This window comes from Mariprofundus sp. KV (assembly GCF_013387475.1).
In the GTDB taxonomy this organism is placed as follows: domain Bacteria; phylum Pseudomonadota; class Zetaproteobacteria; order Mariprofundales; family Mariprofundaceae; genus Mariprofundus.
Map to the genome: position 1 here is coordinate 110,719 of NZ_VWNB01000008.1, position 22,527 is coordinate 133,245.

The following is a 22,527-nucleotide window of genomic DNA, read 5'->3' on the forward strand; positions in this document are numbered from 1 at the left end:
CAGACTAACAAGGGCTGGCGAATATGGCTATATGTGGATCAATGTGCCTGGATCAGGCTCACTTTTTCCAGTTCGCCACCGATCCTGGCGATCATGCTGCCCGGTGTTTTTTCCTGCCGCCACTCATAGACGGTGACAAAAGCCATCACCTGCTGCACATAACGGCGTGTCTCATTAAACGGGATCGCCTCCACCCACGCTTCCGGAGCAGTAAACGCTGTGCGCTCCAGCCAGCTTGATACCCTGTGTGGCCCGGCATTGTAGGCCGCTGCCGCCAGCGCCAGAGAGCCAAAACGCTGTTTCATTTCGGCCAGATAGGTTGAACCAAGACGAATATTAATCTCCGGAGAGAGCAGGTCGGGATGACGAGAGCGCAGTTTAAGTTGTTTGGCCACGGCTCTGGCCGTACGCGGCATCAGCTGCATCAAACCTTTGGCTCCCACATAGGATACAGCCTGAGCATTAAAGGCTGACTCCTGCCGGATAATGCTCCAGATCTCGGATGAGGAGAGGCCACTCTCCATCGATGCGGATCTGACCTCTTCCTCAAAAGCCAGTGGAAAACGCGCTTCAAGGGCATCAAGGTTGTCGGCTTTATAGGCGGAACGAATCGTCTGATCAAACCAGCCCCAATGGCTGGCAAGATTGGTGGCAGCAGCCCAACGTTCTTTGGAGGCATCTTGCAGGGCGAAATGCCACTCCCGACTGGCTTTGTTGCTGCTTCCCAGCTGCAGCCACTCATAAGCCCTGTGTACGGCCTGCATGCTGGCCACCTCTGCAATGGCCGCCGCGGAGGCATCAACAATGCTGCTTTCGAGCTTGAGCGGGATGCCGAGCCTTTCAGAGGCGAGGAAGCTGTAGTAACCGCGATCATTGGCCAAGAGAAGATAGAGCGGTTCAGCCAGATCGCTATGGCCTGTTATTTCAAGTGCGCGAGCTTTCCAGTAGAGCCAGTTGCTCTGCTGGCGTTCGTTATCGGGCATGGCGTCAATGGCGGCAACAGTTTGCGGCCACTGCTGATTGACAATATACAGGCGTACCAGCCAGCTGCGGGTATCTTCGTTCTGTGCCGATGCAGGCAGGCTGTTCAGCCAGGTGATCGCTTCAGGCATATGGCGGCGGGCAGCGCGCAGGGCAATCTGGCGTTGCTGATCAGTCAGGAAAGCTGCGCTGAGACCGGCTTTAAGAGCAAGTGTCTGCACCTGTAACCACGCCTTGGCGGGATCGGAGCGAGCCAGTCGTTGCACTCCATCATTAAGCATTAATTCGCTAATCAGTGGCGAGTGGATTGCAGGGAACCGGTTTAACATCGTTTCAGGATCGGTCTGCATCTTCTGCCAGTAGCTGATCAGTGATTGCTGATCTTTTGGCAGATGGCGTTTCTCGCCCTTTATCTTTTTCCATTTGCCGCTATTGGCATAGTGGTCAATGCGCAGCCAGCGTTCATAGAGTGTGGGGTGCCCAGACTTCTGCCACTGTTGATAGAGCGGATGTGTGTATCCGCTGACTTTTTTCGCTTTGATCCAGCGTTTGGAGAAGAGCGCCAGCGCCTGTTTGGTGTCGCCAGCTTTCCATGCTGAGAGCATGGCAATCTCAGGTGTCCGCTTGCGATCAGCAGGAAACTTTTCAAGCTGTTGACCAATCTTTTTCCAGTCACCTTTTTTGGCAAGATGATGAAGCCATGCCACACGCAGGTTGATCGATTCAGGAATATCGGAAAAGTGTTCAACGACATCCTGAACTGTGCTGTCACTACCCTTGGCAAGCGCTTTTCGGGCTTCCCAGATATCGAGATAGGGTGTAAGCGGATAGTCTGGAATCTTGGCTTTCAGGGTTTGATAGGTGTGAAGGTCGTTGCTGTTCAGGGCTGCGCGAGCCGCTTCGAAGGTGGTTCGGTTATGCGTCGGCGTGGCCGCCTGCGCAAAAGATGCACAGAGCAGTGAGACGATGATGATCAAGCCGTTTAAGCGCATTTCAGCCCCCTTTGCTGGCTGCTTCCCGCCGCCTAGCGTAGAGGGTTTCTTTTGTTATTGCCAGTGGTTAGATGATTCGTGTGCGAGATTGCATCCACAGGGTGAACGTAAGAAGCTGTTACATCTTGTAAAATGCGAACTCTTCAACAACCCTGCCACCACGAAAATGCTCTTCGATGATGCGGTCAATGGCACTCTGATTCAGATTGCAGTACCAGACCCCTTCAGGATAAACCACCATCACCGGTCCCTCCATGCAGACACCAAGGCAGCCAGCCCGGTTCACACGTACAGCATCGGGATCACCGACAACCAGACCAGCAGCAACCACCTGATCTTTCAGATAGTTGAGCAGTGGCAGGTTCTCTCCGCAGCTTTTACCACAGCACATAATGGCGTGGCGTTTGTAGGGCATCATCATCGGTTTTGGCATGGCTTAATCCTTCCAGCTTATTCTTTCGTTCACCACATCACCGATAATAATAATCGATGGTGATTGAGCCGTGACCTCTCCACTGGCTACCGCTTGCAGCGTGGTCACTGTCGTCTGCTCATTATCCAGCGTAGCAGCGTGAATAATGGCAACTGGCGTCTGTTGTGCAAGACCGGCCTCAAGCAGGCGCCCGGCAATTTGTGGCAGATTCCGCGCTCCCATGTAGAAGACCAGTACCGGAAACGCCTCTACCAGCGCCTGCCAGTCCATACGACTCTTCTCGCTGGCTTCATGACCGGTAAGAAAAGCCAGCGTGGCATTAACCGAGCGATCAGTAACCGGAATGCCGGCCATAGCAGGAGCTGCCACCCCGGATGTAATACCCGGAATCACCCGGAAAGGTACCCGGGCTGCGGCCAGCGCACGCATCTCCTCGCCACCGCGGCCAAAGACAAACGGATCACCACCTTTAAGGCGTACCACCCGTTTCCCGGCGCTGGCCAGTTCAATCAGTGTCTCACAGATATCATGCTGACTGGCTGAAGGTCTGCCACCGCGTTTGCCTGCTTCAATCAGTTCAGCACCGATGGCCGCCATATTCAGCACTTCATCGGAGACCAGTGCGTCATATACAATAGCATCGCACTCAGCGATCAGTGTTGCTGCGGCCAGTGTGAGCAGTGATGCCGCACCGGGACCGGCACCGACCAGTGCGACCTCACCGGATTGCAAAGGGGCATCAAGTTTCATTCAGCACTCCTGAAGCACTCTGCGACCAATTCGGCAAAACCATCGAGTTCACTCAGTACGGGCGCAACGGTTACATCGGGGATGGCAGATTCACTGATCATGCTGCGAACTCTAGCAAGTGAGTGTCCCGGAAACAGCAGTACCGGTTGCACGGTTATGCCGCTAGCCCCTGCTTGATGTTGCTGTTGCAGAACTGTTGTCAGTGATGGCTCACCATGCAGACAGGCAACCGGGCCATGCTCCTGCAGTCTGTTTTGCAGCGCCTCAAAACCTGTGGTTTGATAGAGCAGAAAGATGCTGTTCTGCGAACTGTTTTTAAGAATAAGGGAGCTGATGGCATCGGTTTGAGTGCTGAATGCCGGTAGCAGACGGCAATTTGAAACAGCTGCAAGCGCAGGTGCATCCTTCGTGACATGAACGCCAGCACCAAGAAACAGAGGAAGGATCTCAGCTCCTGCAGGCAGTCGGGCGTCAGAGAGAAAGGCAGTTGTGACCGAGTCGCCAAGCAGTGTGGAAACGTTGCCTGCCAGGGCATCGACCTGTTCTGCATGTGCCGAGTCAGAAGAGCCGTGGGCAAGCAGTACTCTCAAAATTCAATGCCCTGAGTTGCTTTAATATCATTTTGATAGGCGTGTTTGATCATCTTCATCTCGGTGACGGTATCGGCAACCTCGATCACTTCGGGGGCTGCATTACGCCCGGTGAGGATCATATGCATCCACTGCGGTTTTTCATCACGGATAAAGGTAGCGATCTCCTCGCCGCTGATCCAGCCGTAACCAGAGCAGTAGTTGATCTCATCGAAGAGCACCAGATCGAACTCCTCAGAGCGAACCTTGGCTTTGCAGAGTTCCCATATCTCACGACTGGTTTTGATATCCTGCTCAGGGTTTTTGGTATCCCAGGTGAAACCATCACCGAGTGCATGCCACTCGATGTTATCGAATTGTTTGGCTGCCCGCTCTTCTCCGGTTTTCCATTTGCCTTTGATGAACTGGATCACACACACTTTCATGCCCCAGCCCGCAGCGCGGAAAGCGACACCAAAAGCCGATGAGCTTTTGCCTTTACCTTCGCCGGTATGTACCAGCACAACGCCCTGTCGTTTATCGCGTGATTTCATTTCATTACTCCGTAATCAGGAACCAGAACAGTTCCCTGTGTGATGACTGGTGCATCAAACAGCTTCGTTAATCGCTCACTTGCAAAAAGCTGTTTCGCCTCACCATATTCGGCACCGCCTTTACCATCAATGAGTATGAGGTGGTCGGCAACAGCCATCGCCTGCTGAATATCGTGCAGTACCGTGACAATGGCACGCCCCTGTTTGCACTCCTCTTTCATCATATTGATACAGTGAATCTGATGTTTGAGATCGAGATGTGCAGTCGGCTCATCGAGCAGCCATATGGGTGTCTGGCGTAGCATAAGCGCAGCCAGTTCTGTGCGTTGACGTTCGCCACTGGATAGCTCCCCCAGCGGCCTTTGCAGCAATGAACCAATATCCATGCGTGTCGCGGTAGATGCAACAGCGTCGATCTCTTCACCGGCTGCCAGTTCAAGGCGCTGTTTTACAGTCAGGCCGAATTCGGTAGGAGGAAGCTCCCCCTGCCAGGCGATCAGGCGGGTCAGTGCATGACGGCTGTAGCCGGTAAGCGTCTTGCCATGCAACTCCAGATCGCCTGATGCAGGAATCAGCCCGGCCAGTGCCAGCAGCAGGCTCGATTTTCCGGCACCGTTTGGCCCGAGAACCACCACGATTTCACCCTCATTGAATGCACAACTCAATCCTGAAAGCAGGGTGGAGGCTCCGCGTTTGATCATGAGATTTGAAAGCTTCATCAGGCAACTCATTGCGAACGCCTCAGCAGCAGGTAGAGGAATACCGGTACGCCGATAATAGCGGTGAGAATGCCGACCGGCAGTTCAGCCGGAGCAATGATGGTGCGGGCAGCTGAATCAGCCAGCACCAACAGCAGGCCACCCCCGATAGCTGAGGCAGGCAGTACAGCGCTGTGCAGTGAGCCGAACAGCAGACGCATCAGATGCGGAATCACAAGTCCCACGAAGCCAATGGTTCCGGCAGCAGTCACTGCCAGTGCGGTGACTGCGGAGGCGAGCAGCAGCAGGCGCTGGCGCAGCGTTTTGACATCCACACCCAAGGCTTCGGCATGGCGCTCACCGAGCAGTAGTTTATCCAGTGCGCGGGAGAGCATCACGCCGCAAGCCAGTGCGATAGCCCATGCAATCAGTAGTAGCGGGACAGGCAGATCGGAGTGGGAGAGATCACCCATCATCCAGGAGAAGGCGCGAAACAGCCCCTGCTCAGGTAGCAGCGCCAGCAGTAGTGCCAGCACGGCCGACCAGAAGGCGGCCAGTACCACACCGGCCAGCAGCATGCGGTTGGCACCCAGATGGGAGAAGAACATCACCGCCACAATGCCGATCCACGCGCCGATAAAGGCACCTGCACTCATCACCCATGCCGATTCGGGCATAAACATCAGGCCGGTTACCGCACCGGCAGAGGCAGAGCCAGCTACACCCAGCACATAGGGTTCGGCCAGCGGGTTGCCGAGCAACACCTGAAACCATGCGCCGGCCAGAGCCAGCAGGCCACCGACAGCAAAAGCGGTGAGCAGACGCGGGAAACGCAGATCCCAGAGGATGGTCTGCTCCAGAGCATCGCTGGCAGCAAACGGATTGATCCACTGCTCACCAGTTGCCAGCCCCAGCAGCAGGCAGAGTGCAACAGCAACAAGCAGGGCGAACCAGCGCATCAGAGTAGTCCGACTGCGAGTAGCATCAGACACTCGCTATATTCAATACCGGCACCAAGGCAGTCACCGCTCATGCCACCAAGACGCCACTTCAGATAAGCGCGCCAGAGCAGCAGGGCGCCGATAGCAGCAAGAGCAAACATGAAGGAGACGAAAATAAGTGAGAGCAGGAGGAGCGCGCCGCCCCAGATCCAGTAGATCTTTGCATCAACCTGCCATACGAAGGCTTCGCCACTACCAGGTGCAAGTGGTTCAAGCGTCTGTGACCAGAAGATGGCGCCAACTCTTGCCCAGGCGGGAACAAGCAGCAGAACCCAGAGGTCGATATCGGGTGACTCCACAATCCATGCCACTGCAACCAGTTTGGTGAGCAGGATTGCAACAATAGCCATCACACCGAATGCGCCGGTATGCGGATCTTTCATCACAGCCAGCAGGCGCTCAGGATCACGGTGAGATGCACCGAGGCCATCAGCGAGATCGGCAGCACCATCAAGATGCAGGCCGCCACTAATGCCCAGCCAGAATAGTACAACCAGCAGGCCGGCCATCCATGGGCTGGCAGTGATACCCAGTTGGGCTGCGAGCAGCAGCAGCAGACCGATGGCGAGGCCGACCAGTGGAAACCAGATGGCAGCGCTTGAGAGCTCCTCTTGCTTATAGTCAGCCAGCGCAGGCATCGGAATGCGCGTGAGAAAGCCGAAAGCGAGAATCAGACCGCGTGGCATCAGGATTGGACCTCGCGATTGATAAACAGCAGGCGAGGTTGATGCCCTGCAAACAGGGATATCTGACTGCAGGAGGCGTAGGGGAGATGCAGTCGCCAGAGCGCACTCATCGGCATGTTCAGAGTGTGTGCCAGCAGCACCCGGATGACGCCGCCGTGGGCAACAAGCAGACGATTTTGACCGACATCGCGCTTGATCCACTCTTGCCAGCAACTGATAACGCGCTGACTGAAATCATCAAAGGCTTCGCCGTTGGGGGGCTGGATGCCCACAGGCGACTCCCAGAACTGCTGTAGCACCTCGTTATCAGAGCCACTGATCTCGTCAAAGCTGCGGTTCTCCCAATCACCGAAATCCATCTCGGCCATCGCATCGAGGGTGATCAGCTCACGCTTCGACTGCTCACTGAACTCACGGGCAAACAGCTTGCAGCGTTGCAGTGGTGAGGTGGCGATATGATCAAAACCATCAAACCCGCTAGCAGCTGCACGCATCTGGCTCCAACCGCGCTCGGAGAGTGGAATATCTGTGCTGCCGCGAAAGGCCCAGCCCTCAGCTTCCACTTCACCGTGACGCAACAGCGTGATGATGGTCGGTTCACTCATCTTTGTCGGTGACCCCGGCGCTCTCAAAGGTGGCCATCTCATTATGCAGGGCAATGGCCGACTGTAAGAGCGGCACAATCAGTGCCGCACCGGAACCTTCACCAAGGCGCATCTCAAAATTGATCAGTGCCTCAAGGCGAAGTGCTTTAAGTGCCAGAGCATGGCCATTCTCATGTGATATGTGGCTGGCCAGCATCCAGTTGATCACTTCCGGTTCAATGATCCGGGCTGCAAGTGCTGCAGCCGATGCGATAAAACCATCAATGATAACAGGTACGCCTGACTCGGCCGCTTGCAGGTAGAAACCTGCCATGGCTGCAATCTCCAGACCGCCAACCTCTTGCAGCAGCTGGTTGTCTGTATAGCCGGAGATGCGTGTTAGTGCCCCTTTAACGACATCCACCTTCAGGTTGCGCCCCTTCTCATCAACACCGGTACCGAAACCGACCACGCTTTCAGCCATTGCCCCGGTGGCTCTGCAGATGATGCAGGCCGACGCTGTGGTGTTACCGATCCCCATATCACCGGCAATCAGCAGGTTGGCACCAGCTGCAATCGCCGCTTTTGCCTCGGCTTTGCCGACGGCAATGGCAGCCGCGCACTCGGCTTCACTCATCGCCGCTTCACGTAGCAGGTTGGCTGTGCCGGGCTTCACCTTTTGATGACTGATGCCATCAAAGCCCGTGAGGTCGGACACAACGCCGACATCTACAATCGAGAGATTTGCACCGCACTGTTTTGCCAGCACATTGATGGCAGCACCACCGCGTGCGAAATTCTTCACCATCTCGCCGGTCACCACAGAGGGATAGGCGGAGACACCCTCTTCGCAAACGCCATGATCGGCAGCAAACACAGCAATATGTGGCTGCAAAGTATCGGGCAAAACCTTGCCCTGACGGGCGGCGAACCAGCAGGAGATATCTTCCAGACGTCCGAGTGCACCACGCGGCTTGGTCAGGTTATTCTGGTGGTCTCGTGCCTGCTGTTCGGTCTCGATATTGATGGCAGCTACATGCACTATTTATCATCCCCTTTCAGGCTGTTTTGTTTCAAACAGATTGGCAGACCTGCGGCAATAAACTCTACACGATCAGCCAGCGCTGCAATGCGCTGATTCAGTCGCCCCTGCGCATCGCGGAAAAGACGACCTTCCGGGCTCTCCGGAACAACACCCATGCCGACCTCATTGGCCACCAGAATCACGTTGCCTGCCAGTCCGGGCAGCAGCTCACAGAGACGATCCGCCTCCTGTTCAATATCTCTGCCACCAAAGATCAGATTGGATATCCAGAGGGTGAGGCAGTCAATCAACACAACACTCTCAGGACCATCCGCTGCTTGCAAAACAGCAGTAAGATTCAGCTCCTCCTCAATCAGCTGCCAGTGATCGCCGCGCTCATGGCGGTGGTGCTCAATGCGATCTAACCATTCGTGATCGTTATCAATCAGTGGCGCTGTGGCGACATAGATTGGGGTTTCACTGAGTTCAGTGGCGATGGCTTCAGCACGGCGGCTTTTGCCACTGCGGGCACCACCGAGAATCAGAGTTATCGGCATGATGGCCTCCTTAATAGTGGCTCAAGTAGTTCAGGTTTGATCGCCTTCTCCATAGCATCGGCCAGCAGATCAAGCGAGGCAAGCGTGCGCTCGTGCTGATCTCTGCCATTGCTGGCAGCAAAACCGATTCCGGCCAACCAGGCCTTGCGAAAGCCTCCCTGCTCGAAGAGCCCGTGCAGATAAGTTCCCCACACCAGCCCGTCCTCAGATTTTGCTGCAAACGGGAAGAGTGTTGCATCACTGTCGGATTCACCGTGATGGATCTCGTAGCCGGTGACGCGCGCATCGTTGAAGCAGGGAGAGGATTGATCTACTTGTCGCAGAGTCTTCTCGGTGCGCATGGTGGTTGAAAGCGGCAACCACCCCAACCCCTCTGCACTGCCACCCTCTACACCATCATCCTCAATGGCTCTGCCGAGCATCTGCATGCCGCCGCAGATACCGAGCAGTTTGCCGCCATAGCGCAGATGGCGTTGCAGGGCAGGAACAAAGCCCTGATCTCGCAACCAGCTCAGGTCGGAAGCAACATGTTTGGAGCCGGGCAGGATAATCAGGTCGGCAGGCGTTAACTCATCAGGGGAACGGATGAAGCGCAGGCGAATCTTCTCCTCCGAAGCCAGTGGATCGATGTCATCACTATTGGACATTCTGGGATAAGCGATGACGGCAATGTTCAGGCGGTCGCTTCCGGCACTATCAATACCGATATGTCGGAAAGGGGCATCCTCTTCCGGCAGCTCAAGTGCAAGCCAGGGGATCACACCAGCAACCGGGCGCGCTGTTTTCTGCTCAAGCCAGATCAGTGCATCATCAAGCAGGGCAAGATTGCCGCGAAAGCGGTTGATCAGCAGCGCTTTGACGCGAGCATTTTCGGTTGCCGATAGGATACCGAGTGAGCCGGTAAGGGCGGCAAATACGCCACCGCAATCGATATCGCCGACCAGCCATACCGGCACATCAGCCGCCTCGGCAAAACCCATGTTGGCGATATCACCCTCGCGCAGGTTGGGCTCGGCAGGCGAGCCTGCCCCTTCAATAATCACCACATCGTAATCTGCCTGCAGTTTGGAAAATGACTCCAGTACCATCTGCATCCAGCCGATACGATCCTCACGGAAACGTTTGGCATGCAGCTCTCCAACCACCTTGCCGCGCACCACCAGCTGCGCCTTCTCATCAGCCTCGGGTTTGATCAATACAGGATTCATGTGAACGCTTGGTTCAATGCCGCAAGCGATGGCCTGTAGTGCCTGAGCCCGACCGATCTCGCCACCATCAATGGTGACAGCCGCATTGTTGCTCATGTTCTGTGGTTTGAACGGGGCGACAGAGACGCCGTTGCGGGCCAGTAGTCTGCACAGGCCAGCCACCAGTACCGATTTGCCGACTCCTGAGGCGGTGCCCTGAATCATCAGGCTATTCATAGCGGGTAGGAGTCCTCTGCTAAAACTACATCCATCGCTTCACGGTTGCGCCAGCCTTCGCTTTCAAGCAGGGGTTTGTCATAAAAAGTTTTTACCGGGCCGAGGCAGAGCAGGGCAATCGGTTTACTACCTTCAGGACAGTTCAGCAATGTAGCCACATCGCCAGGTTCAAAGAAAGAGACCCAACCCATGCCAAGATTTTCAGCACGGGCTGCCAGCCACATATTCTCAATTGCACAGGAGGTGGAGCAGAGCGCCATCTCTTCAGGCATGGTGCGACGGCCAAACAGCGTTCCATCATCGGGAGCCAGTACGACGGCAATCAGTTCGGCGCAATCTCGAATGCCCTCCACCTTAAGACGCATAAACTCGGCTTTGCGCGCATCCATCTGCTCCGATGTGCGCAGCTTCTCCTGCTCAACCAGTGTGACCAGCTGCTCTCTCAGTGGGTTGCTTGTGATGCGCACAAACCGCCACGGCTGCATGAATCCGACAGACGGGGCGGCATGACCGGCGGCAAGGATGCGTGCCAGCGCCTCTGCCTCCACGCTGCCGCCACTAAAGTGGCGCATGTCGCGGCGTGCGTGGATCACCCGGTAGATGATATCCCGTTCAGATTCTGAGAATGCTTGTTGTTTAACGTGCTCACTCATCAGCGCTCTCCTGTAGTGCCTTTTGTAATAGCTCTAACCCATCCAGAAGACGCGGGCCGGGGCGGTGCAGTATATCCGGATCAATGGCTACAAAACGGACCTTGCCGCCTCCTAACCACTTCTCCCAAAAAATTCTGCGCTCTGCAATGGATCGCTTCTCAATCGGAATAACGATCAACTCAGGTTTGGCTCTGATCACTGACTCGATATTTACATGCGCTGTTTCGATATCGATACCGGCAAAGATATTTCTGCCTCCGGCCTCGTGGATTAGATCACTGATAAAACTGGGGCCACCGGCAGTCAGTAGCGGATCATGCCACACCTCATAAAAGACAGCTGTCTCAGAGCGCGGTCGGCTGCGTACCTGCTGCAGGCGTTGACGCAGCTGAGCAACCAGTTTGCCTGCCTCGGCAGTGTGACGGGTCAACTCACCCAGCTTGAGCATGTCGTCAAACATGCTTTCAAAGCTGTCGGGATTGGAGACCACTGTCCGGACTCCCATCTTCTCCAGTACCTCGATCCCCACAACATTGCGACTCATCACGATGGCCAGATCAGGTTTCAGGCGCAGTGCAGCCTCAACATTGATGCGCTCATAACTGCCGATACGCGGTAGCTGTTTTGCCTCTGCAGGATAGTCGCAGTAGGAGACAGCTCCGACCAGTTGCGCTTGAGCACCAATGGCATAGATCATCTCACAGGCATGCGGAGTGAGTGCCAGAATGCGTTGCGCCATAGCCGTAGCGGGAAGCAGCAGGGCAGCCAATAGCAGGGGGAAAAGAAGACGTTTCATTGCAGTTTAAACTCAACGGGAAGGCGATAGGTGCCATTGGCCAGCGGTAGGTGATCGATGGCCCGGATGCCACGCATGGCAGCACGATCAAGCAGGCTGTGGCCGGATGAGAGTGAGAGATCCAGCCGTGCCAGTTTCTGCTCATGTACGGCAAGGTTAAACATGGCGTTGCCCTGCCACCCTTTGCGGCGTGCCTTACGGGGATAACTGATGTGGGAGAGGATCATCTGCTGCACGTCAGACGGCATGCTGGCACCAGTAGCGGCATGACTTTCAGGCTCAACTACAACTGTAGTTTTTACAACTTCCGGAGACTGTTTCAACGCCTGTGGGGTTGTTTTTTGCGGACGCTCGGGCAGCGGTGATTCGGCCAACTCCTTTATCTCTTTATGCACGATTGGTGCAACTGCAGGGGTGATCTGTTTTGTCTGCTTTTGAGGTGCAGCTGCTTTTGCCTGCGGTGTTGCGGTCTGCTCGGGACTCTCTGCTTTTTTGACCAGTTCGACCTGCAGGGTGGCACCCTCGTCAGTTTGAATGTGTAGCGTGTCGTTTTGAGCCAACAGCTGAAAAGCGAGCATATGCAGGCCAGCGGCAGCTACAAAAGCAGCTGCCAGCCGACCGGATCGATGCAGGTTGATCAGAAGGTTGCTCCCAGACCTGCGTACCAGACGCGTCCGGCCACACCGTAACCGGCCGCCTCCTCATACTTCTTATCTTCGACGTTGTTTACCCGTGCTGTCAGCTCCCATGTCTCATTAACATGCAAGCGGGCACGCAGGTCCGTTTTACGGTAACTGGCCAGGTAGGCGGCATTGTTCGGGCTGGAGAAGCGTGGCCCGACAATGGCCAGATTGCCCTCCAGATTAAGCGGGCCGATATCGATGCCGAGCAGAATATTGCCACTCTCTTTGGGGCGACGGGCTAACCAGGTCTCGTTAGAGGAGTCCCTCGCCATCAGATAACTCCAGTTAGCCTGCAGATAGGCCCCGGAATAACTCACTCTGCCGCTGATCTCCAGACCGCGGCTGCGCGCTTTGTTCACATTCGATGGAATCCATGTGAATGATCCGGGGGTGATCGGGGCCCAGGCGATCAGATCGCGAAATGATTGATCAAACCATGTGGCGCTTAAACCGCCCTGCAGCTGATCACTGCTGTAATCATAAGCGATGCCTGCATCCCAGCCCTTGCTGGTTTCGGGTTTCAGGTTGGCATTGCCCACGGCCGGCCAGTAGAGATCATTGATGGAGGGGGCCTTGAAACCGGTACCGTAGTTCCCCGAAATTTTCAGGCCGGTAAGCGGATGCAACACTGCACCTGTATGCCAGGTGGATTTGTTGGCCGAGTTGATCAGGCCGCTATTGCGGTCGTGGCGCAGTGAGCCGTTGAGATCAAGCAGCTCACTATGCCATGAGAGGGCGGCGAATCCCGCACTCTGCTTTAACACCTTGTTGAGTGGCGCAAGCGGATTGACGGCGCGATCAGCATGATAATCCAGCCCGAAGAGCAGAGAGAAGTCGGCCAACTCAATATGGTTCTGCCAGTTCAGCTGTTTGATGGTGGTGTGGATGTCGGAGTTGTTGGCTGCATTGGCGGGATCATAACCGGTCATATCATCAGCTGAGCGGGAGAGTTGCAGGCTACTCTCCCAGCTATCCATGATCGGATAGCTCACTTTAAGGCTGTAGATCGACTGCCGGGATGTAGAGCTCCAGTTCAGTGTGTCTGCCAGTACCCAGCCGCCATCCAGACTGTTTTTACCCTCTGACTGGCGGGCGGTAAAAGAGATCGTGCCGTCACCAAGCTCCATCTCGATACGACCGGAGATCTGGCTCTGTCGATAGGGGTCGGTTTCTGTACCTGCGGCCGCAACTGAGACACCGTCGGTACGCTGTCCTGCAGCAGTCAGGGCATAGCTGATGCCATTCTCGGTTGATCCTGATACCTGCATGCTGCCACTGGATGAGGCCAGTCCACCGGCTTCACCATGAATGCGGACTTTGGTTTTACCTTCACCTGTTTTGGTGAAAATCTGAATGACGCCACTCATGGCATCAGCACCGTAGAGTGATGATTGTGGGCCTCGCACGATCTCAATGCGCTCAATATCTTCCGGTGACATCAGCCCCCAGTCGAAGGCACCGGTTGAGGCTGCACCTACGCGTACGCCATCAATCAGCACCAGCACATGGCCGCTATTACCGCCGCGCATATAGAGTGAGGTTGATTTACCGGGGCCACCTGTTGTCGAACTGTTGATACCCGCCTGCCTGCGCAGCAGTTCAACGACGGTGGTTGCCTGTGCTTTTTTGATCTCCTCTTCATGAATGATAGTGATATCGGCTGAGACCCTGGCCGGATCTTCTGCGATCCTGCCTGCTGTAACGACCACGGTTGGCAGTGCCTCTTCGGCCTGTAGTGGGCTGGAGGCTGCCAGGCCTGCCGCCATAAGCAGCATCGATGTGATGATTGTTGTTCGTTTTTTTGAGGGCTGAATAGCCATATTCTTCTTCCTTTCGCGCCCGCCGCGCATTGTTAAGTTTTGGCGGTAGAAGCTCTGGAAGAATGGTTGCGGGAAGAGGGGGCAATGGTGCTGCCATCAACGCCGGCAACACCCCCCTCCGAGGCCTCAAACCGATGGCATATCTCTGGCACCTGCTTTTTTCTCTCCCGCTACGTTGCTCTGCTGCTCAAATGCTCACATACAGTAAGTATGCTCCGCTTTTGCGCTGCTCGCGCCTTGCTGGAAAGCAAAAATCAGATGCCTGCAAGTATTGCAGACATACCGTGCTTGAGGCCGGTCTCCTGGCTTGCCGTCATCCGCGGCTGCTCTCCTTCCCGGTCTCCCAGTGGATTCGAACAGCGTTGTCAGGCCTACAGTAGCGGGGGCTGCGCCGGAATTGGTGAATGATTATAGCAATCAAATACCGCACCGGACTTCCCGTTTCACCCGTGGTCGAATGACCATTTGGGCACCTAAAGCGGTGTGAACACTAGCTCCACAGAGAAGCTGCGTCTATTCAGATGTAGGCAGTACCTCTCTGTTTGACAGAGATTGAGGAAGTGCTCTTCGAGCCGGCTGAAAACGGGTTAGGGTTGCTTGTAGCTATCGAGGTGTTTGGCGAGGTTCAGAGGTTTCTCAAACAGCAGGTCAGCACGCACATCCATATCAACAACATGACTGACCAGCGTGAAACCGCTCTGCTTCTGTTCCAGCAGCAGCAGATTCTGCTCTGCGATATTCAGTCCCTGCACGGCAGCTGCAGTGAACCACTTCTGCGCCAGCTTGCGATCAGCCTTCACGCCACGGCCGAGAGCATACATATAAGCCAGTGAGTTCTGTGCCTGTGGGTAGCCTGCTTCAGCCGCTTTTTGGTACCAGTAGAACGCCTTTTTATCAATCTGCTCCAGCCCTTCCCCTTTACGGTAGAGATTGCCGAGATTGAATTGTGCCTGCGGATAATCTTGCGTGGCGGCCTTTCGGTACCATTCAACAGCCTGATCAATGTTGTACTCTGCGCCCTGTCCATGCTGATACATCGAAGCGATGATGTTGCAGGCCTGGGCATCACCAGCGCTGGCAGCCTGCTGGAAACTCGCGAACGCTTTGGCGAAATCATTGGTTTTATAATAGAGGATGGCGAGATTAAAGAGCGCATCGAGATCACCCTTGCCAGCAGCCTCCTGATACCAGTGAATGGCATCGGTTTCGCTGTAGATTACGCCATGACCAAGGTGGTAGAGCAGTGCCAGTGCCAGGCGTGCTCTGCTATTGCCGGAAGCTTCAGCTCTCTTGAACCAGGCGGCTGCAGTCTCGTCGTTCTGTACGGTGTGAACGCCGCGCAGGAACATGAGGCCAAGGTTGAACTGGGCTTTATCATCTGATTCAGAGGCTTGCTGAAGCAGCGTGAAAGCCTGTTTGTAGTTTTTATCGACACCGCGGCCAAGCGCGTAGAGTACAGCCAGGTTGTTGCGGGCATCAGCCCGGCCACTTGTTGCCGCCTTCTGCAGCCAGGCCGCGGCCTCTTTGTCATCATGGGTGAAACCGGGGGTTTCGCTGTAGAGAATGCCCAGAGCCGTCTGCGCTTTGGCATCACCCGCCTTGGCTGCCTGCTGTAGCCATTGCAGTGCCTGTTTCGGGTCAACGGCAGTGCCTGCACCTGTTGCCGCCATGGCACCGAATTCGGCAGCCGCCTTAATATGCCCCTGTCTGGCAGCGGCCAGATACCATTTGGCTGCTTCCTCAAGCTGATTGCTGTTCTCATTGTCAGCCAGAAATGAGGCGAGGTGGAACTGGGCTTCACTGTTGCCGGACTCTGCACTCTGTCTTAACCACTGCTCGGCTGATTTGATGTCGGCATTCAGGCCGTCACCCCTGCGATACATCATCGCCAGTACAAACTGGGCCTTGGCATCACCTTGCTGTGCTTTAGTGGTGACCCGCTTGAGCAGCTTCTGCAGGTAGGGTTCAGCCTCCCTGTTTTTAGACCTGGTTGCCGCCACAGCCCACTTCAGAGCTAAACCATCATCGGCTGGCGTGCCACGACCCTCGGCATAGAGGACTGCAAGATGCAGTTGTGCTGAGCCATGCCCCTGCTCCGCCGCCAGTCGGAAGAAACGCATTGCAGAGGCCGGGTCTGCCTGCTCCATGCCGCGACCACTATCAAAGAGTTTGGCCAGTTCGTACTGGGCCCTGGCATGTTTCTGGGCGGCGGCGAGTTTAAGCCAGCGAACCGCCTGCGTATCATCCCGTTCAACCCCTTTACCATCGCGGTAGAGCATGGCGAACTGATATTGCGCCTCTCTGTCTCCCAGTTTGGCAGCCTGCATAAACCACTCGGCAGCCTCTTCGAAGTCACCCTGCTGGTAGGCAATATTGCCGCGTGAAAGGCCATCTTCATTGAGATCATTGTAGTCTGTGCCATTCATCAGCAGCCAGGCGAAAACAGCAATAAGGCTGATCGCCAGCACAAACAGCGGTGTTTTCAGCCGGCTCATCACGAAAGCCATCCAGAGCGGGTATTCAGACTAAAACAGATCATGATAGCTCCAGATCATCCCAGATGTGATCAATGCGTGCCACTACCTCTGCATCCATCTTGATTGTTCTGCCCCATTCGCGCTCAGTTTCTCCCGGCCATTTATTGGTGGCATCGATGCCGACTTTGGAGCCAAGGCCTGCCACCGGTGAGGCAAAATCGAGATAATCGATCGGAGTATGTTCAGCCATGGTGAAATCACGCACCGGATCGCTGCGTGTGGTAATCGCCCAGATCACCTCATGCCAGTCGCGGCAGTCGATATCCTCATCGACCACGATAATAAATTTGGTGTACATGAACTGACGCAGATAGGACCAGATGCCGAACATCACCCGCTTGGCATGGCCTGCATAACCCTTATTGATTGAGACAATGGCCATGCGATAGGAGCAGCCTTCCATGGGTAGGTAGAAGTCGACAATTTCCGGAAACTGCTTTTTCAGAATCGGAACAAACACCTCATTAAAGGCAAGTCCCAGCACCGCAGGTTCATCAGGCGGTTTACCGGTGTGAGTGGAGTGGTAGATCGCATCACTGCGCATGCTCATGGTTTCAACTGTGAAGACAGGAAACATCTCGGTCTCATTGTAGTAGCCGGTATGATCGCCGAAAGGCCCCTCCTCGGCATACTCATCAAGGGAGACGTAACCCTCCAGCACAATCTCAGCCGAAGCAGGCACCTGCATGTCGATATCCAGACAATCGGTCAGCACTGTTTTTTTGCCGCGCAGCAGCCCTGCAAACTGATATTCGGAGAGGGTGTCGGGAATCGGGGTTACAGCGGCAAGGATAGTGGCGGGGTCAGCACCGATAACAACGGCACAGGGGAAGCGAGTGGCACCTGCTTTTTTCGCCTCCAGATGATCCTGGGCACCACCGCGATGCTTAAGCCAGCGCATAATCAGTTTGTTTTTGCCGATCTTTTGTTGCCGGTAGATGCCCAGATTCTGGCGCTCTTTATTCGGCCCTTTGGTGACCACCAGTCCCCAGGTGAGCAGCGGGGCGGCATCTTCAGGCCAGCAGGTCTGAATGGGCAGACGATCCAGATCCACCTCATCACCGCGCAGTACTACCTGCTGCCAGGCAGCTTTGTTTACGCTTTTGGGCTGCATATGCATCACTTTTTTCAGCACAGGGAATTTCTCCCATGCATCCTTGAAGCCTTTGGGTGGCTCGGGCTCTTTCAGATAGGCCAACAGCTCACCAATCTCACGCAGTTCATCGGCCGATTGCCGCCCCATACCCAGGGCAATGCGTTCAGCTGTTCCAAACAGGTTGGTCAGCACCGGCATCTTCGAGTCTGTCACATTCTCAAAAAGCAGTGCCGGGCCACCGGCCCGCAGTACGCGGTCTGAGATTTCAGTAATCTCAAGCTTGCTGCTTATCTCTTGCGTGATGCGTTTAAGCAGGCCGCGCCTTTCAAGCTCAGCTGTAAAATCACGCAGGTCGGTAAAACTCATGCTGCAGGGCTGTCTTCGATCTCAAATACGGTATCAAGCTTGGCCAGTGAAAAGACATCACGAACATTATCGCTCAGGCCTGAGAGTACAAAATGGCCGCCTGTCATGCGTGACCACTGCATCCCCTCAACCAGCGTGGCAATGCCTGATGAGTCCATGAAGTCGACCTGATCCAACACCACCTGAATACGCTTCATTTTGGCAGTAAACAGCGGTTTAAGCTGTTCTCGCAGACGGGATGAGGTGTGGATGGTGACGTCACCAACAACCTTAAGTTGCACTTCGTTGCTGGACAACTCATTGCGTTCGAATTTAAGCGCTACATTCATCGTTTTCTCCATCACCGATATTAAAAATCAGTCGCCAGTGGTTGCCGTTTTCAAGCACATTGTGTTCACAGCAGTCGGCCACCGAATGAATCAGTCGCAGACCCAGCCCGCCCGGGCAGAGGTGCTCAATATCCAGCGGCTGGCTGGTAATCTTATCTATGTCGCCATGCCAGCAGACCGGAGCATAATCGCGAAAATCAAAGATCAGCATCTGATCTTCATTCTCACTGTAGATGGCAGTCTCAAACTCCACCTTGCCGGGATCACCGCCATAGGCGTGGGCGGCGATGTTGGCAAACAGCTCATCTACAGCGATAGCAACGCGATTGCTGCGCAGATCACTCATCGCGGCTCTGGCAGTCATGACGGTCACCATTGAGCGCAAGACATCAATGCAGTCGCTGTTGCTCTCCAGCTGCAGGCAGAGCTTGCCATCAAGGCTGTTTCCACAAGAACTGGTTGCAATGTCGTCTGTGCCTGCACGTGCCATCTGGCTACCTCGCTGGTTGGCGGAAACTATCATCTGACTGTTCTACTCCCCAAGCTTGTCTTCGAGATCAGTTAAACGCAACCGAAGCTGTTCAGTACCCTTCTCATCGCCTGAAGCTTCTGCCGTAGCCAGAAGTCGACTCAGAGCCTTTTTCTGCCCGTTATGATCATTCAGAGCAATATATATATCTAAGGCGCGCTCCAGCTTGTCCCGCTTCTCAACTTTTTCCGGCGCCAGCTCTCCCTGCAAGAGAAGTGCATGCGCAGTCAGTCGTGGTGCGCCAATCCGGCGGCAGTAGGAGAGTGCCTGCTCCGCCTCGTTGACTGCACGTTGGTTTTCGCCGTTGTCGCGGGCCAGCAGAGCCAGCCCCATGTGCGCTTCTGCAGCCATCCTGTACTCGGACGCTTTTGTCTTGTTGCGTTTGACCAGGAGCTGGTAGGCATCTGCTGCTGCATCATTTTTGCCAAGGCGCTGGGCCAGTCGTGCAGCCTGCAGGTGCAGGTCGGCAGGCCACTGCTGCTTTGTGAACAGGGATTCAGGCAACTGCTGCAGGGAGAAGCTGTCAGGTAGCCTGCCCAGTCGCTGTTGCATCAGATGTAGCGCCAGCTGGGCCCTGAGCTGCATCACCTCATCCTGATGGCGCTGCGCCAGCTGCATGACCTGCGCGTAGGATGCCTCGGCCTCGCTGTTGAGTCCGGCGCTGCTTTGCGCGCTGGCCAGATTGTACCATGAGTGTGTTACAGTGCTTGTGTCATCAGCCAGCTGTGCCGCAGTGAGTGCACGCGAGAAGGAGCGTATGGCTGCATCCCAGCGCTCCTGTTGCATGGCCGCCATACCATTGTCTGTATGGTTTTCAGCCTTCAGCATATAGGGGTTGCTGAGCTCTGCCGGTTTATTGCCAGTGCTGGCGGCACAGGAGAGCAGCAGCAGGGTGGCCGCGGCAATAACCAGCGAATAGCGGCGTGATCTCACGGCTGCATATCCATCACAGGCGGGGTGAACTGATCTTTGCCACTTTTATCTGCAGCCTCATTGCCTACCAGCCATGAGCCGCGCACTGATTTAAGAATATCTTTCATCTCATTAATGGCCTGACGTGATTCGCGGGCCAGGCCGGGCAGTTCAGGGGTCAACTCAGAGAGATCAGAGGCAACAATATCAAGTGATTTGGAGAGTTTGTCGACGTGATGGATGAGGCTGTTGATATGCTCCAGGCTTTCCGGTCCCTCTTTGGCAATCTGCTCGGAGAGAGGGCGCAGATCCGTCAGGATAGCGGAGCTGGCTGCAAGTGCAGCCGCAAGTTGTTTGGCAACATTTTGCTCTTTCATATCCATGGTCAGGGCATTGAGATTATCCAGTGCGCCGGAGAGGTTGGCGATCAGTTGGCCGACATTCTCACGGGTCAGATCCTGACTGACTGCGTTCAGGCGGGTGGTGACCTGTCGGATATCACTCTGCGGGTTATTCAGCCAGCTGGCCAGTTCAGCCAGCTCTTTGAGCAGAGTGTTGGCATTGGCGACGGCAGGCTTGATATCCTGCAGTAGTTGCTCAACCGAGGCGGCTGTCTCATATCCGATCTCCCCGTTCGCCGTAATCAGAGGTTTGTTAATATCTCCGGCACTGATCTCAAGCGTCTGCTCGCCAATCAATCCTTCGCGGGTCAGGTGCATGAATGCCCCTTCATGCAGCATGGGGTGGTAACGCTCCAGCAATCGCAGTGAGATGCGCACACGACCATCACGCTGAAGCTCCATGTTATCAATGCGTCCGATGGTGAAACCCTGGTATTTGACCGGCTGGCCGACATAAAAAGCAGAGGCGGAAGGCGGTGAAAAAGTCAGATAAAATTTATTGGCGAAGAGATCGCTGCGCAGGCTGACCGTAAGAAGGATAAAAACAATCGCACCGATGCCGAGGATGACAAACCATCCTACCTGGCGTCGAATATTGGATACAAACTCTGCCACTTACTCTCCCTCTGTCTGACCGCTGTTTTGACAATCCTGCGCGATCGTCAATGTGCGGGCATACTCCAGTCCCGAACCCTCATCAACTGAGGCAGTCAGATAGAGTAGTCCTGATCCCAGCTCTTCAAGTGCCTGCATGCTTACTCTCCTGAATCGTTCCAGGTGATCCGGAGGCATGCCGATATGCACCTCCTGGGCAACAATGATTGCAGGTCTTGCAAGCATACAGCGGGCCAGCGATACCAAAGCATGGGTGAAGGTTGTTCGCTCGCCAGCCTTGTCGTCGAGAAATGAATCTAGCTCAAGCCAGCGGGCCACTTCAACCATTTCATCTGCGGCGCACTCCAGACGCTGCTGATCGCCGTGGTAGAGAAAGGGGAGCAGCAGGTTTTCGCGCAGCGTAAGGTTGGCGATAATACCCCGATGATGGATCATGCTGCCTATGTGGCTGCTGAATTCTGGGGTGCCGGACGGGTAGATTGCCTCCTCGCTCTGCAGCCACATTTTCCAGTTGCTCTCCCTGCACTCCTGAGCCAGCTGAAACATATGCTGCATAAAGGAGAACTGGCAGGGGTAGTTCATCACCAGCCGCACATATTCACCTCGATTGACATGCGAGGCAGGGATCAGCGAGTGTCCCAGATGCAGTTCATCCCAATGTAAGATCTCAGTCATGACAGGCCTACAATCAGGGCGATCAGGGCATCGCTCATCACTACCAGCATCAGTGATCCCAGTACACCCTGGGTGGCATAGACAGGGATCAGGTTGGGCTCACGCCCCACCTTGCAGCCCATATTCAGCAGCATGATCGCACTGAGCATCGGATAGAGCGTGCCCTTAACAAGCAGCATCACGATCTCCTCCATGGTAGTGCCACGGCGCACCTCAATCAGGAAATCGATAAAATTGATCTCTTCATTCATCGACACGAGCAGACCGCCCAGCCAGATCGATACAAATACGAAGATAAAGGTGAGAATCAGTCCGCACAGTGTAAAGGCCATCAGGCGTGGCCAGAGCAGGTACTCCTCTCTGCTGATCCCCATGCTGCTCAGGGTCAGATCTTCACCGCGCACATGCATGGTGCCCAGTTCGGTTACCACAGCCACACCGGAGCGCGAAAGCAGCAGAATGGTGACGATCAGCGGTGCAACTTCAGTAACCAGAAGATCAGAGATCAACTGGCCGATCAGCGACATATCCTGAATACTTCTGGCGAAATCAACGATGTTATAGACCGACAGCACGCCCACGCCAAGAGCCACCAAGACGACCCACGAAACACTCTCTACGCCGGTAAAATAGATCTGTCTGAAGACCACATTGGTGACAGCAGGTTTTGCAAGCCACTGCATTTTGATGCCTGCAGCGAGCACGCCTCTGGTCAGCCGGTAGGCGCGACGGACTTCAGCAACGATGTGAATCACGGCGTTGCCGAGTTTGTCGGCCCGGCGGTTCATCTTAAGTAGCATCCGGCTCATGATATTCACGATTGCTTTATAGGCCAGCGATTAAGCATCAGCAGTGAGCAGCC

General features: G+C 55.1%; 24 protein-coding genes and 1 riboswitch. All 24 genes read right to left on the minus strand.

Features of this window, described 5'->3' with window-relative positions; translation table 11 throughout:
• Nucleotides 1-38: 38 nt before the first annotated feature.
• Complete coding sequence (locus F3F93_RS08150) at nucleotides 39-1,973, minus strand: lytic transglycosylase domain-containing protein (protein ID WP_176958686.1); 1,935 nt, start codon at nucleotides 1,971-1,973, stop codon at nucleotides 39-41.
• 118 nt (nucleotides 1,974-2,091) lie between these two features.
• Entirely contained in the window at nucleotides 2,092-2,406 is a 315-nt protein-coding gene (locus tag F3F93_RS08155) for a ferredoxin (RefSeq protein WP_176958687.1), read from the minus strand.
• A gap of 3 nt (nucleotides 2,407-2,409) precedes the next feature.
• Complete coding sequence (gene cobA / locus F3F93_RS08160) at nucleotides 2,410-3,156, minus strand: uroporphyrinogen-III C-methyltransferase (protein ID WP_176958688.1); 747 nt, start codon at nucleotides 3,154-3,156, stop codon at nucleotides 2,410-2,412.
• A complete protein-coding gene (locus tag F3F93_RS08165) occupies nucleotides 3,153-3,746 on the minus strand; it encodes a hypothetical protein (protein WP_176958689.1) in 594 nt (197 codons plus the stop codon). Before F3F93_RS08165 ends, cobA begins: the two co-directional genes overlap by 4 nt.
• Nucleotides 3,743-4,279, minus strand: coding sequence for a cob(I)yrinic acid a,c-diamide adenosyltransferase (gene cobO / locus F3F93_RS08170; protein WP_176958690.1), 537 nt, complete (start codon nucleotides 4,277-4,279; stop codon nucleotides 3,743-3,745). Before cobO ends, F3F93_RS08165 begins: the two co-directional genes overlap by 4 nt.
• Nucleotides 4,276-4,998, minus strand: a complete 723-nt coding sequence (locus tag F3F93_RS08175) for an ABC transporter ATP-binding protein (RefSeq protein ID WP_241697047.1) — start codon at nucleotides 4,996-4,998, stop codon at nucleotides 4,276-4,278. The genes cobO and F3F93_RS08175 overlap by 4 nt, the downstream gene beginning before the upstream one ends.
• A gap of 8 nt (nucleotides 4,999-5,006) precedes the next feature.
• Nucleotides 5,007-5,969 (minus strand): iron chelate uptake ABC transporter family permease subunit, encoded by a 963-nt coding sequence (locus F3F93_RS08180; protein WP_347239231.1) that lies wholly within the window; start codon nucleotides 5,967-5,969, stop codon nucleotides 5,007-5,009.
• Complete coding sequence (cobS, locus tag F3F93_RS08185) at nucleotides 5,936-6,664, minus strand: adenosylcobinamide-GDP ribazoletransferase (protein WP_176958692.1); 729 nt, start codon at nucleotides 6,662-6,664, stop codon at nucleotides 5,936-5,938. The genes F3F93_RS08180 and cobS overlap by 34 nt, the downstream gene beginning before the upstream one ends.
• Complete coding sequence (gene cobC / locus F3F93_RS08190) at nucleotides 6,664-7,269, minus strand: alpha-ribazole phosphatase (RefSeq protein ID WP_176958693.1); 606 nt, start codon at nucleotides 7,267-7,269, stop codon at nucleotides 6,664-6,666. Before cobC ends, cobS begins: the two co-directional genes overlap by 1 nt.
• Entirely contained in the window at nucleotides 7,262-8,290 is a 1,029-nt protein-coding gene (cobT, locus tag F3F93_RS08195; protein ID WP_206675396.1) for a nicotinate-nucleotide--dimethylbenzimidazole phosphoribosyltransferase, read from the minus strand. The genes cobC and cobT overlap by 8 nt, the downstream gene beginning before the upstream one ends.
• A complete protein-coding gene (gene cobU / locus F3F93_RS08200; RefSeq protein WP_176958694.1) occupies nucleotides 8,290-8,829 on the minus strand; it encodes a bifunctional adenosylcobinamide kinase/adenosylcobinamide-phosphate guanylyltransferase in 540 nt (179 codons plus the stop codon). The genes cobT and cobU overlap by 1 nt, the downstream gene beginning before the upstream one ends.
• Entirely contained in the window at nucleotides 8,820-10,253 is a 1,434-nt protein-coding gene (locus F3F93_RS08205) for a cobyric acid synthase (RefSeq protein WP_176958695.1), read from the minus strand. Before F3F93_RS08205 ends, cobU begins: the two co-directional genes overlap by 10 nt.
• On the minus strand, nucleotides 10,250-10,906 hold the full coding sequence (bluB, locus tag F3F93_RS08210; RefSeq protein ID WP_176958696.1) for a 5,6-dimethylbenzimidazole synthase: 657 nt from the start codon (nucleotides 10,904-10,906) through the stop codon (nucleotides 10,250-10,252). Before bluB ends, F3F93_RS08205 begins: the two co-directional genes overlap by 4 nt.
• A complete protein-coding gene (locus F3F93_RS08215) occupies nucleotides 10,899-11,702 on the minus strand; it encodes a cobalamin-binding protein (protein WP_176958697.1) in 804 nt (267 codons plus the stop codon). The genes bluB and F3F93_RS08215 overlap by 8 nt, the downstream gene beginning before the upstream one ends.
• Nucleotides 11,699-12,280 (minus strand): TonB family protein, encoded by a 582-nt coding sequence (locus tag F3F93_RS08220; protein ID WP_176958698.1) that lies wholly within the window; start codon nucleotides 12,278-12,280, stop codon nucleotides 11,699-11,701. The genes F3F93_RS08215 and F3F93_RS08220 overlap by 4 nt, the downstream gene beginning before the upstream one ends.
• A gap of 59 nt (nucleotides 12,281-12,339) precedes the next feature.
• A complete protein-coding gene (locus tag F3F93_RS08225; protein WP_176958699.1) occupies nucleotides 12,340-14,205 on the minus strand; it encodes a TonB-dependent receptor in 1,866 nt (621 codons plus the stop codon).
• A gap of 274 nt (nucleotides 14,206-14,479) precedes the next feature.
• A riboswitch (cobalamin riboswitch) is annotated at nucleotides 14,480-14,697 on the minus strand.
• A gap of 95 nt (nucleotides 14,698-14,792) precedes the next feature.
• A complete protein-coding gene (locus F3F93_RS08230) occupies nucleotides 14,793-16,700 on the minus strand; it encodes a tetratricopeptide repeat protein (protein WP_176958700.1) in 1,908 nt (635 codons plus the stop codon).
• 40 nt (nucleotides 16,701-16,740) lie between these two features.
• On the minus strand, nucleotides 16,741-18,204 hold the full coding sequence (gene ubiD / locus F3F93_RS08235) for a 4-hydroxy-3-polyprenylbenzoate decarboxylase (RefSeq protein ID WP_176958701.1): 1,464 nt from the start codon (nucleotides 18,202-18,204) through the stop codon (nucleotides 16,741-16,743).
• Nucleotides 18,201-18,533 carry an STAS domain-containing protein gene (locus F3F93_RS08240; protein ID WP_176958702.1) on the minus strand — a complete coding sequence of 111 codons (333 nt, stop codon included), beginning with the start codon at nucleotides 18,531-18,533 and terminating at the stop codon, nucleotides 18,201-18,203. The genes ubiD and F3F93_RS08240 overlap by 4 nt, the downstream gene beginning before the upstream one ends.
• Entirely contained in the window at nucleotides 18,517-19,056 is a 540-nt protein-coding gene (locus tag F3F93_RS08245; RefSeq protein ID WP_241697048.1) for an ATP-binding protein, read from the minus strand. Before F3F93_RS08245 ends, F3F93_RS08240 begins: the two co-directional genes overlap by 17 nt.
• A 9-nt stretch (nucleotides 19,057-19,065) precedes the next feature.
• On the minus strand, nucleotides 19,066-19,995 hold the full coding sequence (locus F3F93_RS08250) for a tetratricopeptide repeat protein (RefSeq protein WP_176958703.1): 930 nt from the start codon (nucleotides 19,993-19,995) through the stop codon (nucleotides 19,066-19,068).
• Nucleotides 19,992-20,990, minus strand: a complete 999-nt coding sequence (locus F3F93_RS08255) for an MlaD family protein (protein WP_176958704.1) — start codon at nucleotides 20,988-20,990, stop codon at nucleotides 19,992-19,994. The genes F3F93_RS08250 and F3F93_RS08255 overlap by 4 nt, the downstream gene beginning before the upstream one ends.
• The gene (locus F3F93_RS08260) at nucleotides 20,991-21,665 is read right to left on the minus strand and encodes a hypothetical protein (protein WP_176958705.1); all 675 of its coding nucleotides are present in this window, start codon (nucleotides 21,663-21,665) and stop codon (nucleotides 20,991-20,993) included.
• On the minus strand, nucleotides 21,662-22,465 hold the full coding sequence (locus F3F93_RS08265) for an ABC transporter permease (protein WP_206675397.1): 804 nt from the start codon (nucleotides 22,463-22,465) through the stop codon (nucleotides 21,662-21,664). The genes F3F93_RS08260 and F3F93_RS08265 overlap by 4 nt, the downstream gene beginning before the upstream one ends.
• Between the last annotated feature and the right edge of the window lie 62 nt (nucleotides 22,466-22,527).